Source organism: Roseofilum sp. Guam, from assembly GCF_017746735.1.
Lineage (GTDB): Bacteria > Cyanobacteriota > Cyanobacteriia > Cyanobacteriales > Desertifilaceae > Roseofilum > Roseofilum reptotaenium.
Map to the genome: position 1 here is coordinate 53,980 of NZ_JAGHZN010000012.1, position 13,309 is coordinate 67,288.

The window sequence follows — 13,309 nt, forward strand, 5'->3', positions numbered from 1 at the left end:
CCCCATTCTCCCATGATCGCATCAGCAAACCCATGGATTATTTTTCTGGAGAGCGTATCGGTTGGGCGAAGTGTCTCCGAAATGCGATCACTCTCCTATGTTCCGGCTTTGCTGATTTACTATAGCTTTGATTTAGATCGCTATCGTGTGGAAGAATGTATACAGCATTGGCTCGATCGGTTTAGGGGCGATTGGCTGCGGTTGGCGATCGTAGAAGCTTTGTATCAAGGCAGATATAAAATAATTTCGATTGAGCAAATTTTGAATCTTTGGGCTAGACGGGGACAACCGATCTGTCACTTTAATCATGAGTTTGAGAAAATTGTCTGTAGTAAATTACCAGAAGAGTTACTGCCTTTAGACTATCTCAATATCACTCTGGAAATGCGCCCTTCTGTTCCTGAATTACTTCTCCAAGTTGAAGAGCAAGAGGAGCGGTTTCTCGATCGAGTTTCTGATGAGAGTGGACTAGAACAGCATTTACCCACACTGACTGATTCGATTATTGAAGAAGTCGATGTTGAAGAAGAAGAAAAAAGCATGAATTCAGAGTCTGAAGATCCAGCGATCGCCCTTGAGTTAGACTCTGATGGGGTGAATGGGCGATCGGATCAACTCCCCATTGATCGATTTGCGCCTCGTTTACCCACTTCTGAGTTTTATTTGAAACTGCAAGCCTTCGCTCAGGACTCTCCCAGTTGATAAGGAAATAGGGAATTATTATGCGAATACCCCTCTTCTGTCAAACTGGGAAAACACTTGTCTGGACTGAATTCTAGAACTCTTGCAGTATCGGCGATTACGACAGTTTTTCCTAAAGAAACTCAAAAATCCAGTCAGATCAGTAAATGTCTCTCTCTATCGGGGATACAGCGATCGCTGTATTCTCTATCCCCTAGCCTAGTCCGAACCACTAGCACTATACTACCATTGTGGATTTTTCGCCAACAGCGCCGTTGCCCCTGAAGCATCTATCGGGCGCGATAACCAATACCCTTGACCATAATCACAACTAAGCCTTTGAAGCAACTCAAACTGATCTCCCGTTTCAATTCCTTCCGCTACCACTGTCAACCCTAATTTATGGGCTAAAATAATGATCGTTTCAATAATTTCCCAACTCTCATGATCTAGAGCCGTTCTCTCCAAAAACGACTTATCAATTTTCAAGGTATTCACTGGTAAATTATGTAACCGTGCCAATGAAGAATAACCGGTCCCAAAATCATCAATACTCAACTGAATTCCCGCTTCTCTAAGAGTTTTCAGTAAGTCCAGAGCTATGTCTTCATTTTCCATCAATCCACTTTCAGTAATTTCCAACTTCAAATAACGATGATCTAAATCCATTTCATCTAGTAAGCTCTGGATCTGACTCACGAGCTGGGGATTATGTAACTGCAAACTCGATAAATTCACCACCATGGTCACATCCAGACCATGGGGAAACTTATTTTGCCATTCTCGCAACTGATAACAGGCTGTTTTTAAAATCCAATCTCCTAAAGCCAGAATCAATCCTGTTTCCTCAGCCAGAGGAATAAAATCGACCGGGGAAACCATGCCACGGGTAGGATGATACCAGCGTACTAAGGCTTCAAATCCACTAATTCGACCTGTGCTAAAACAAACAATAGGTTGATAATAGAGACGAAAATCGCTTTGAGCTTCCAATTCCGATCCCCATTGCTCCGAAGCATAAGAAAAATGTGCAGGAGAACAATTAGAATTGTTGATCGAACCCGACCAATTTTCCTGTTGTCGCCTAGCGCGATTAATCGCTCGTCGTAGATCGAGTTCGAGTTCTAATCTTTGAATTTCTGCATGGTGGAGATTTTGGTCAAAAATAGCATAATGATTTCCTTCTTTAACCTTCGCTTGGTACATGGCAATTTCAGCATCCCTGAGCATACTTTCTGCCTGGGAATAGATATTAACTGAAACTTGTTCAAAATCAGAATGAACAGCTGATAAAGCGACTCCGATAAAAGCGGTCATCGCCGATAAATTTTCTTCGAGCAAACTCATCGCTTCATCTGGCTCAATTGGGTTAGTGGGCAACCCCTCAGACACCGAAGCCTGGGAGAGGGTTTGATAAATCGTTTGAGCCACATCGATCGCCTGGGAGGAATAGGAAAGAGCATTAACCAATACCGCAAATGTATCCGTATCTAACCGAGCGATAGTAAATTGAGTCGGTACAGATGAGATCTCAGAACGAGGAGAAAAATGGGAAGAATGGGGAGATAAAAGGGGGCGAGGGGAATGAGCCATCGATCGCTTCAAAGCCTCTTCAATGCGACCGGAGATCGCCACTTGCAACTCATTGCTTAACCGATGTCCCGAATCCGGATTAACGACCTTAGAGCGATCGATATAAATAAAAAATACGGCAAACAAAGGCGGCTGGGATTGTTCGCGAGTACGGGAGAGTACTCCCTCCAAGCGATCCATAAACAGAGCATAATTGGGTAAACCCGTAGCTAGATCGTAAAATGCGGACTCAAATAACTGCTTTTCCTGTTCTACCAACATCGCCTTCATTTTCAAGCGATCTTGAAGTGTTACTAATAACAACGTTAAACCCAACAACACTAAAGGCGAGACAACAGGCAAAAGATAATAAAAATGAAAAGCACTATAACAAATACTTAGCCATACTCCCCCCAAACCCAGGACAACGATAACTTGGTTACGGAATGACCAAAATACAACCGTTGCACTCAAACTGATCGCACCCGTGAAATAGAGTAAGTTGCTCCAAACTGGATGCAAAAATACTCCTACCTGTTGTAATCCCTTATTCGATAAGGCATTACTGACCACCGCCGCATGAATATAAATACCACTGGCTGGAGGGTTAATATCAAACGGCGTTAACACGGGATTAAACCCAGTCACATTCGCGCCTACAATCACAATTTTGTTCCGGAATTCCTCTATCGGCACTCTCCCTTCAATCGCCTCCAACAATTCATATTGGGGCACATGGTTCACCGATCCGGGCCAATTAATCCATAGGGGTTCAGACCCCTGCCGATTCAGCTCCAGAGGCCGATCCATCACTTCATTGGCGACTGCCACTCCAAGGGCCCGGATGTCGCCCAATTGGGGGACTACTGTGCGCGTTAAGCCATCAGAATCTTGGCGACTGACCAGATGACCCATGACTACAGCCTCGGCTGCCAATTCGGGAACTGGATCTTTTTGATTCCCTTGCTTATCCCAAGACACTGGCAGTGCCACGGGAACTTGACGCATCGCTTGAGCCAACTGTAGATCGTCGGGGGAGCGATCGTGCATTAGAATATCCAACACGACCATCCGGGGTTGACTAGGGGCTAAACGCTCTAAAAGGGTGGCATAAATTTGCCGGGGACTATCAGAGTTTTGCCGATTTTTCAGTGTCGTTTCATCAATACCCACGATGACCACTTGGCTATGCCAAGATTCTTCTCCCCGCAACTGAAACAAACCTCGATAGGCTAACTGTTCGAGTTGCTTGACCAGACCGATACCCTCTAGTCCGATTAAGACCAGTGCCGCAAAAGCACCTCCAATCCAGCGTTGCCATCCTGGAGTTGAAGTCAAGGGGTTGATCGGGTGGTTTTGACGGTTCAGCATTTTTGGCTCAATTGAGAGGGGTTGATAACACCGTTTGACCCTGGAGGTGAGTGGTCATCCTCCCAAAAGTCTGTGGGCAACTTTTAGAGGCAGGCAAGTGTGTCCGGAAAACAATCAAGAGATAGAAAAGGCATCTTTCAAACAACACCTTTGTGCCCAAAGTCAGCAATGGAAGAATGACTCTTCTGTTAGATTAACGCGATTCCCTAGGGCTAATCGGGATAAAGAATGGCTTAGGGGGTTGAATGATGCGTTTTTCCTGATGGAAATAGTCAGAAATTTGTTGCAGTCCGAAGATACTTAGTTTCGGTAATCGATGCTCCCTTGGGACTGTATAGCGCTGGGCGCTGGGTGGTAGAGAATAGGGAATGGGGGATGGGGAAACCCTTGTAAGCGACTGCCAACTGCCGACTCCCTATTCCCTACTGTACTCCAAGGCTAGGAATTTAAGGATTAACCTGATAGGGCGATCGCACTTCAGGTGCTTGACCGGTTTTGACTAAGCCTTGATAGATGAGGGCTGTCACTTCTGCACGGGTAGCCGGTCGGTTGGGATGGAGTTGCCCAATTTGGGGATAATTGATCACCATCTGATGTTGAGTGGCGATCGCTACTTTTTCTAAGGCATAATCGGCGATTTCTTCTCGGTCTTCATAGCTCTCTAAAATTTGGACGATATCCACCTCTGGTACGTCTCGTAATAAATTAGCCAAGCTCACCAGTACTTCAACTCTCAAAATCGGCTCTTCTGGGTGAAACTTATCCTCTGGATAACCCCCCATAAGCTGGGGAATAGTCGTCACCACATACTGAATGGCACTATAGGCCCAAAAATCTTGGGGCACATCTCGAAAACGGACGCGCTTTCGCACCTGGGGCAGATCAAAGCTTTTCTGGAGCAGACTGGCAAATTCGGCGCGAGTGACTGGGGTATCTGGGCGGAATGTACCATCAGGAAACCCAGATATCAGATTACGCTCAACTAGGGCCACAATAAAGTCTTGGGCCCAATAGTTGAGGGGAATGTCGGTAAAAGAAGTCTGTATTGAGGATGACTCAGGGACGGGACTAAAGCGCATTTGTCCCATTTCCCCATTGTGACGATAAAACAGATACAATTCTCCATCGGGGTTAATCTGATATCGATCGACTTGCCCTAATCGCTCTAAAAACTGGTCTTCTTGGTCAGATAGCTTGCCACAGGCTTTAAACGTGCGTCCAAACGGGTCGGGCATCATGAGCTGATCGCCGTCTACTTGATAGCTAGAAAAATAATTATTACATCCCCCAAATCCACTTACCTTGCCTTCTTTGAACATCAAGGTAATCGGACGTTGAGAAAGGGGGCGTTGAGTCGTATTCCCTTGAGTCCAATCGATCCATTGCCAAGCAGTGGTTTCTAGGGATGGGGAGAATTGGGCAAGATGCAGACCGGGGCTTGTGGCCCATACCATTAGGGTCGCGATCGGCATGACAGGAAATAGAGACATAATTAGAACCGTTGCAGTAAACGCCTTTTGAGCGCTTTGATATCATAGGACTGTTGATATTGGATTAAATCACAGTTATGGCGCTGTAAAAACCGTTGTTGTTCTTGGGTGGCAATTTCAGGGGCGATCGCCTTCAATTTCCAGTTATGGCACAGTTGAATCATGGCTTTAATCAGAGGTTGATTTTGCTGAAGGTGTTGCATGGAGCTACCATCAAGTTTCAGAGCATCGATGGCAAGAGAGCCTAACTGATTGAGAAACTGGTTGTTGTGACCTAGGTCTTTCAGGGTAATTGAGATTCCCTTCTGCTTTGCTAATCTCAAGGTAGCCGCCATTTGGTTTTGATTTTGAGCAACCAATAGAGTATTCGCCGCAAATTCTAAGTCTAGGCGTGAAGTAGGGAAGCCATGGGTTTGACAGGTGCGATCGATAATCGCGAGTAGGTCTTCATTAAAAAGCTGTTCAGACACCTGAATAACAATGCGCAGGGGTTGTTTCCTGTCTTGGATGGTTTTGATTTGTTGACAGGCTTGGTCTAAAATCCATTGGTCTAACACCAAGTTTAATCCGCAAACTGTGATTAATTGGGACAATTTGTTTTCAGGAATACCCCCCATCAGGGGATGTTCCCAGTGCAAGAGGGCAACGACGGAAACACAGTGGCGTTTCTTAATCTCGATTCTGGGTTGGTAACGGATTTCAAAGCGGTTGGCACTCCAAGCTTGATAGAATTCTTCTTCGAGTTTTAGGTCTCTGGTTTGGTCGAGACCAAATAAGGGCGCAACGTAAATCCGATAATGATTACCGCCCATACTTTTCACGTTACCGAGGGCAATACTAGCTTGCCGTTGCAGTTCGTCAAAACTGGTGGCTAAGGGATAGAAACCGATCCCCATGCTAGCAGTCACGATCGCGCGATGATAGCCGATGATCGCCGGTTCATTAATCACCTCTAAAATCTCTTGAGCGCGCTCTGTTGCCACACTTTGATCGGCTACTGGGGGTAACATCACTGCAAATTGCCCCCCGTTCCCTTTGGCTACCTGACCTCCCAGAGGCTGGATCAACTGGGTGAGGCGTTGGGCGATTACTTTTAAGACCTCCTCGCCTTGACGATGACCGATGGCTTCCTGAATACGCTCTAAGCGATCTAATCCAATTAACATCAGGGGAATCAGGGAACGAGTTAAATCGCTTTGGGCTACTGCTTGAGTAAAAAACCCTTCCGGTTGGCTAAACGCACTGATTTGAGGCAGTCCGGTGAGAGAATCATACTGTTCCAGTTGGGCAGAGCGAGATAAACGAGCGGCGATTGCCTCTAGTAGTTCATCAGGGGTAAAAGGTTTGATCAGATAATCATCAGCTCCTAAATTCATTCCGGTTCGCAGGTCTTGTCGTTCACCTTTGGCAGTCAGAAAGACAAAGGGAGTGGTTGCCGTAGCCGGATTTTGGCGCAAGGCATTTAAGACTCCATACCCATCAAGTTCAGGCATCATTACATCGCAGAGAATCAAGTCTACTCGATGGGCAAAAGCCAGTTCTAGACCGATACGACCATTCTCTGCACTCAGGGTTTCAAAGTCCTCAGCTTCGAGAAATTCGACCACATTACTGATAATTTCTGGATTATCTTCAATTACGAGAATGCAAACCATTTCAATTCAAAATAGGGAATAGGGAATAGGGAATAGGGAATAGGGAATAGGGAATAGGTAATCTCTGCGTCTCCCCATCCTCTCCATCCCCCTATGAACCGGTGGGTAAGGTAATGGTAATCCGGGTTTCCTCGTCGGGGATACTGGTAATGGTTAAGTCACCCTGATGAATTTGGGCGATCTGTTTGGCGATCGCCAGTCCTAAGCCTGAACCTTGTTGCTCATGGAGTTTACGATTAAATTGCATATAGGCTCCAATTTGCTCGATTTGCTCTGGAATCATCCCCCGTCCTGAGTTAATTACGGTTAAGATGAGCTGGTTATCTTTTACCTTCGTCATTACCTGAACTGGGGTTCCAGAGGGAGAAAATTTGAAGGCGTTATCAATGACTTCTTGTACCAGTTTATGTAATCGAGACGCTTCCATCTGGACGGAACTATCTTCTAACTCATATTTAAGATCGCTCGTGCGCTCAAATTGGTCTGCTTTTAAGGTAATCGCTTCTTCAACTGTATCTCGAATTGAGCCAGTAGAGTGGGAGCGCCATTGGTTGAGGCGATCGCTATTTTTGCTGGTCAATTCCAACTCAGCGTACAAAAGAAAATTCTGAATCAAGCGGTGTAATCTTTTTCCCGATACTAGGATCTGCTCGGCCATCTCGCGGATCTCTTCGGGTTTTAAGTCTTCTGCGGCATAACTCATCAGTTCCGCAAACCCCATCATTCCATTCAGGGGAGTGCGTAATTCATGGGGCAGCGATCGGGTAATACTCTCGCGCAACTCATCCAATTTTCCTTCAGACGCTTGTTTAATCAGGGCTTGTTTATCTAAACGACTGTTAATCGCTTTGAGTAATTGATCCGGTAAACAAGGTTTAGTTAAATAATCATCCGCCCCTAACTCCATCCCTGAACGGACATCATTTTTTTCTGCTTTCGCCGTTAAAAAAATAAAGGGAATCATCGCCGTTTTCGGATCGGAGCGTAATTGCTCTAATACTCCATAACCATCCAAGTGGGGCATCATCACATCACAGAGAATTAGATCGGGAATTTCGGCTTTGGCTATCTCTACTCCAATACAGCCATTTTCTGCTCCTAGCCCTTCAAACTCCTCCGCATCCAAGAGATCGAGAATATTTTCGCGAATCATTTCCTCATCTTCAATCACTAATACTTTAACCATCCAGATTATCTCCTTTAAAACTCTAAGTATTTTTTCTGATTTACTTTTAATCTTTGATATATTTATCCCAATTTTTACTTTGCTTTTGCAGCAGTAACTTGGGGAGTCTTTTTTCGGGGTTCAAGATTTGTGCTTCAAAATCCTCCTTTGCTAGTGGCTGACTGAAATAATAACCTTGAATTATTTCGCAGTTCTGAGACTGTAAAAATTTCACTTCCGGTTCTGTTTCCACACCTTCAGCCACGACTTGCAAATCAAGGGAATGGGCCATTTTGACGATCGCCGCTACCAGGGATTGTTGTTTCATATTCATTTCAATTCTTTTAATAAAACAACGGTCTATTTTTAAGGTGTCAAAAGGAAAATCCTTCAGATATTCTAGAGACGAGTATCCCGTGCCAAAATCATCTAAGGCGAGTTTAACCCCAATAGACTTGAGGGAATTTAAGATTTTCAATGCTTCTAGTTTCTGTTCAACTAAGGCATTTTCTGTTAATTCTAATTCTAGAGTGCCCGGGATATAGCCTATGGAGATCAAAGTATCTAAAAGCCATTGGCGCAAGGGGATTTGGGTAAGTTGGCGGGGAGATAAATTAACGCTCACTTGGAAGTTGGGGTTGAATTGCTGCCAGTGTTTCCCTTGTTTGCAGGCTTGCACCAGTACCCATTTACCGATCGCATCAATTAATCCCGTTTCTTCAGCGATGGGAATAAATTTAGCCGGAGAAATCCATCCTCGCTCTGGATGTTGCCAGCGAATCAGGGCTTCTGCACCAATAACATTACCGGTGTGCAAGCTGACTTGGGGTTGATAATGGACATCAAGTTCTTGGCGCTCTAGGGCGTATCGTAGATCGGCTTCTAGGTTGAGGCGATCGCTCGAACCGACGTAAAAGGTGGGAATATAGAATTGATATTTATTACCTCCCTGTTCCCTGGCTTGATTAAGGGCACGACTGGCATTTTGGATGAGAGGATTGATATCTTGCCCATCCCTGGGATAATAAGTGATACCAATACTGGCGGTCATAACCAGATTTTCCTGCTCGATCGCAAAGGGTTGAGAGAGCTGTTCAAGCAGAGTTTGCATCTGTGCCATCACTTGATGCCGGGAGAGGTGTTCCCCTAAAATGGCTACAAACACATCATCACTCAGGCGAGCGAGAATAGTTGAAGTTGAGGGATCGAAAGTTTCCCAGATGCGTTGAGCCGCAGCTTGCAGGAGGCGATCGCCAATATCATAACCGAGGGTATGATTAATCCGCTCAAACCGATCTAAACCAATACATAACACCGGGAGCAGTTGCTCCTGTCCAGCAACAAGGGTGGAGCTATTTTGCACCAGGGTTTGGAAGAGATCCCGTAAACGGGTACGGTTGGGGAGATGGGTTAACAAGTCTTCTGAGGCTTGACGCTGAAGTTCTTGTAAATAGTGGGCATTCAGACTCGCCTTTTTATCCAACCGGGCAGCAACAGCCCTGAGAATCTCATTGGGCAGACACGGTTTCATCAAATAATCATCCGCCCCTAGCTCCATTCCATAACGAAAATCTAGGCGATCTCCTTTTGCCGTTAAGAAAATAAATGGAATATGGGAAAGAGCTGGATTTTCTTGTAGTGTCGTTAATACCGCATAACCAGTTAACTCCGGCATCATCACATCACATAAAATCAAATCCGGTATCGCGTTTTGGGCGATCTTCAACCCTTCGCGACCGTTGTCTGCACCCAGGACTTCATATCCTTCTGATTCCAACAATTCCAGAACATTTTCCCGAATTGCTTCATCATCTTCAATGACCAGAATTTTCGCCATAGTCAGTCTCTGATAAGTTTAAAGGTAAAACCACGGTGAACGTGCTACCGACTCCCACCTCACTTTCTACTGTAATCTCTCCTTGCTGTAAATCAACAGCCCGCTTAACAATTGCTAATCCTAACCCCGTTCCGGGGATATTTTCCACCTCACTACCGCGATAGAAAGATTTGAATAAGTGTTCTTGCTCTGACCGGCTAATCCCCATACCCCGATCTTCTACTTTTAAAATTAAGTTTTTATCCTGATTTGCTAACTCAACAATTGCCTGAGAACCTTTTGGTGAATAGTTTACTGCATTGGAGAGTAAATTATAAACAATATGTCCCATTAATTCTGGATCTAAATAAACTTGATGAGTATGGAGAGCATCCGTTTTGAATTCAATGTCTATGTGGGTTTTGGAGGACGTTTTAATTTCGTCAATCATTTGGGTACACAGCGTTTGAATATCTAGCCCTTTGGGTTTAGGATTTAATGGTTCAGGATCTGCCTGACCAATAACCAAGATATCTTCGAGAATGCGAGTCATACGCTGGACACCAGACTTGATCCGATCGAAATGAATTTGTTTTTTATCTTCTGTCCATTTATGACTATATTTTTCTAATAATCCTGCCGAAAATAAAATCGTTGCTAAAGGGGTACGAAACTCATGGGAAACCATAGTAATAAACCGAGACTTTAAATCTACTAACTCTCGCTCTTTGGCTAGATTTTTTTCCATTTCTATTTCTACCTGAGCGCGAGCTAGGGCAATATCTAAAGTGGTATTTAAGTCTCGCTCTTCAAAGGGTTTAACGATATAGCCAAAGGGATTAGTTTTCTTCGCTCTTTCTAGGGTTTTCGGATCGGTATGAGAGGTTAAGTAAACCACAGGTATTTTAAAGTTATGGATAATTTTTTTTCCAGCTTCTATGCCATCCATTTCCCCTTTCAGTACAATATCCATTAAGACTAAATCTGGCTTAACTTCTGGCACTTTTTCTAAGGCTTTTTCCCCCGAGCTGACTATTCCCACAACTGCATATCCCATCCGCTGCAAGCTGTTGCGGATATCCATTGCAATGATTCGCTCATCTTCAACGACTAATATTTTTATCAAGTTCATCATTTTGATCTGCCTTCTGTTTATCAATCCACGGAAAAGTTATTTTGACATAAGTTCCTTGCTCACCCATTAACCTTAAATTTCCTTCAAGTTGCTCGACTAAATTCTGGACGAGTTGTAAGCCTAAAGAATCGATTTCTTCGAGGTCGAAGTTTTCCGGTAATCCTCGACCATTATCTTGGACTAAAAGACTCAGGGTTGTATCATTCTGACGGATAAATTCTACTGTAATTGTTCCTGATGATTGTTCTACAAAGGCATACTTAAAACAATTAGAAACTAATTCGTTGACAATCAAGCCACAGGGAATTGCTGTGTCCACATCTAAGGCAATAGATTCAAGATTGAAGTCGATCTCGATCTTTTGAGAGGATCGGCTATAGGAACTGAGTAAATTACTGGCAACTGTATAAAAGTAATCTTGGGCATTAATTTCTCCCATTTCTTGGGAATGGTACAGTTTCTCATGAATCAAACTCATGGAGCGGACGCGATTTTCACTATCTTTAAAGAGTTCTCGATCTTGGGGATTTTGCACATAGCTCGATTGCAATCTTAATAAGCTGGCAATCACTTGCAAGTTATTTTTGACGCGGTGGTGCAGTTCTTTGAGTAAGATTTCTTTTTCTTGCACCGACAATTGAAGTTTTTCATTAAGATGCCTTAATTGCGCCGTTCTTTTCTTAACTCTAGCCTCCAATTCTTCATTGAGAGATTCTAGGGATTCAGCGGCTTTTCGTTGACTGGTGACATCACTGAAACAGTGGACTCTGCCCCGAATATAACCACTGAGTTCATAGGGTCTAGAGATCAGTTCAATCATGCGATCGTCAATGAGTTCAATCAGATGTTGATGAGTTTCTGTAGGATCTTGATAGTTCTGATTGATGAAGTTAATAAAGTCTTCTGGATAGCGCATTTGATCGAGTAAGAAGGCGTTCACTAACTGGGAATCTCTAGAAGATAAGATGTGCTGGGGAATGCGCCACAATTGTACATATTGTTGATTATAATTGAGGATATCGCCTTCTCGATTTAAGACTAAAATGCCGTCAGCGGTAGAGTCTAATGTGGCTTGCAAAAGGGAGATCGACTGCTCTAGAGCGACTTCGGTTTGTTTGCGTTGGGTAATGTCTTCGGAAATAGAGGCTAAACGATAGATGCGATCGCCAACGGGATAACGCACGGGGAAACATCGGGTGCGAATCCAGCGAGTGAGACCACTGGGGAGCAGAATACGGTATTCTTGTTCCCAAGGGCCATGACGTTGAGCGGGTAAGGTGGCTTGAATGCGATCGCTCTCTTGAGGATGAATAACACTTAACCAGGATTGGGGATTTTCGTATAAACTTTCGCACGATTGTCCCCAAATTTTTTCGTAGGAAGGACTGACATAAATGATGGCTTGGTTATCAATATCTGTTAACCAAAAGACTTCATTGAGGTTTTCTACCAGATTGCGAAATCGTTCTTCTGAATCTCGTAAGGCTTCAATATTGAGGGTGGTTTCGATTAAACTATTACCCAGAACAACTTGACCGACTACAACCCCATCCTCATTTTTCATCACCATCCCTCTGATGCGGTAGGGAATTGGTCCTGCACGAGTCAACAGTAGGGTATCGATTTCATTTTGTCCGTCCTGAAAGGCTTGTTGAATATGTTGGGTAATCGCCGCTCGCTCTTCGGGAGGAAAGAGAATTAAAACCGATTCATTCATTAACCGAGTTTGACTTAAACCGGTGACTTTTTCTAGACCCGGATTCCAGCGTTGCAGATAATATTCCGTGTTAATAGAATATAAAATATCAGGTAAGCGGTTAAATTGGCCTTGACGAGCGTTTAAACGTTGCGATCGCTCATAAGCGGATAAGACCAGTCGTAAAAACTCTTCTTCTTTCTCCCTATTGTCTGCGCCTAACTTGCCACAGGCGATCTGATGGATATGGACAACATCAACCACACTGATATCCGAAGCAAATGCCAGTTGTCCTAAAAAAATATTGGCGGATACGGGAACGGTAGGTGCAAGCAAACCTTCTTGCTCATCCGTTGCCAAGCTGGTTCCCGACTCTGTATCCTCGGGATAACTGACTGTTCCTTGAAGATAGGTTCGCAGTTCTATGGTATAACGCTGATGAAATTCAGCTAATGTCTCATCTTTTGAGACCATTCTTCCTCCCCATACGGAACTCCTGCTATCTTATCCTAGCGCAGTGAGGAAGAGCTTTGCGCTCTAAAGTAGTACTTGAGAAAAAGATGGGGAACAGGGGGAGGATGGGGAAGAAATTTCCCATACCCTCATGCATCGATCAATGCACTATTCTAGTCTTGTCAAGGTACTACTGCTAAGATTTATTACAATTTTCGCGATTTTGCATAAAACAGCCGTCATGTTTCTGAGATCTCTATAGAGCCACTCATTCA

At 44.2% G+C, this 13,309-nt stretch carries 8 protein-coding genes; 1 reads left to right on the plus strand and 7 read right to left on the minus strand.

The features are described 5' to 3' along the window. Positions 1–12 precede the first annotated feature (12 nt). Positions 13–702 carry a hypothetical protein gene (locus tag J7529_RS06000; protein WP_318728239.1) on the plus strand — a complete coding sequence of 230 codons (690 nt, stop codon included), beginning with the start codon at positions 13–15 and terminating at the stop codon, positions 700–702. A gap of 222 nt (positions 703–924) precedes the next feature. On the opposite strand, the gene J7529_RS06005 is transcribed toward J7529_RS06000, so the two are convergent. The 7 genes from J7529_RS06005 to J7529_RS06035 all read right to left on the minus strand — a co-directional run bounded on the left by J7529_RS06005 (position 925) and on the right by J7529_RS06035 (position 13,055). Beyond that, on the minus strand, positions 925–3,624 hold the full coding sequence (locus tag J7529_RS06005) for an EAL domain-containing protein (RefSeq protein ID WP_318728240.1): 2,700 nt from the start codon (positions 3,622–3,624) through the stop codon (positions 925–927). A gap of 446 nt (positions 3,625–4,070) precedes the next feature. Beyond that, the gene (locus J7529_RS06010; protein ID WP_318728241.1) at positions 4,071–5,114 is read right to left on the minus strand and encodes an S-layer homology domain-containing protein; all 1,044 of its coding nucleotides are present in this window, start codon (positions 5,112–5,114) and stop codon (positions 4,071–4,073) included. A gap of 2 nt (positions 5,115–5,116) precedes the next feature. Further along, a complete protein-coding gene (locus tag J7529_RS06015) occupies positions 5,117–6,769 on the minus strand; it encodes an EAL domain-containing protein (RefSeq protein WP_318728242.1) in 1,653 nt (550 codons plus the stop codon). A 91-nt stretch (positions 6,770–6,860) separates the two neighbouring features. Further along, the gene (locus J7529_RS06020) at positions 6,861–7,955 is read right to left on the minus strand and encodes a response regulator (RefSeq protein ID WP_318728243.1); all 1,095 of its coding nucleotides are present in this window, start codon (positions 7,953–7,955) and stop codon (positions 6,861–6,863) included. A gap of 46 nt (positions 7,956–8,001) precedes the next feature. Further along, positions 8,002–9,771, minus strand: a complete 1,770-nt coding sequence (locus J7529_RS06025; protein ID WP_318728244.1) for an EAL domain-containing protein — start codon at positions 9,769–9,771, stop codon at positions 8,002–8,004. Then, on the minus strand, positions 9,749–10,885 hold the full coding sequence (locus J7529_RS06030) for an ATP-binding protein (protein WP_318728245.1): 1,137 nt from the start codon (positions 10,883–10,885) through the stop codon (positions 9,749–9,751). The genes J7529_RS06025 and J7529_RS06030 overlap by 23 nt, the downstream gene beginning before the upstream one ends. Beyond that, a complete protein-coding gene (locus J7529_RS06035) occupies positions 10,854–13,055 on the minus strand; it encodes a PAS domain-containing sensor histidine kinase (RefSeq protein ID WP_318728246.1) in 2,202 nt (733 codons plus the stop codon). Before J7529_RS06035 ends, J7529_RS06030 begins: the two co-directional genes overlap by 32 nt. Positions 13,056–13,309: the final 254 nt, after the last annotated feature.